This window comes from Vibrio sp. YT-19(2023) (assembly GCF_033337395.1).
The window spans coordinates 1-516 of sequence record NZ_JAWOQN010001155.1 but is presented as its reverse complement, the minus strand read 5'-3'; the positions used below and the strand labels follow the sequence as shown (position 1 = coordinate 516).

The 516-nt window shown below is 50.8% G+C and carries 1 protein-coding gene; it reads right to left on the bottom strand.

The genetic code is table 11. The features are described 5' to 3' along the window. The coding region (gene trpA / locus R7E78_RS30580) for a tryptophan synthase subunit alpha (protein WP_318059203.1) at nucleotides 1-516 on the bottom strand (516 nt) is incomplete at both ends.

Below are 516 nucleotides of genomic sequence, written 5' to 3'. Positions count from 1 at the left end.
GGTCAACTGGCATGTTAGCTTTGGTTTCTGCACCCGTCACACCCGCGCGCGAAAGCAGGTAAGTGTAGCCGCCGCCCAATTCAGAAACTTGTTTTAGCGTCTCGTCACTTGCCGTTGGTGGTGCGATAAAGATTGGGTGGATTCCAAATTTCTCTGCCGCGGCTACGAACTCTGCGCTTTCGTTAGTCGGAACGTCTGCAATGAGAACGGAATCGATGCCCGCTTTTGCACAGCGCTCGTAGAAGCTCTCAATACCGCGTGAGTATACAAGGTTGGCGTACATCAATAGACCAATTGGCAGGTCTGGGTACTTTGCTCGAATTTTTCCGATTTGCTCAAAACAGATATCCGGAGTTGCACCCGAATCTAACGCTCGAATGTTGGCTCCTTGAATTGTTGGGCCGTCCGCCAATGGGTCTGAGAACGGAATACCAAGTTCAAGCGCATCAGCGCCAGATTCAACCAGTGTTTCCATGATCTTGTACGATTGCTCGGCGTTTGGATCACAAACCGTCA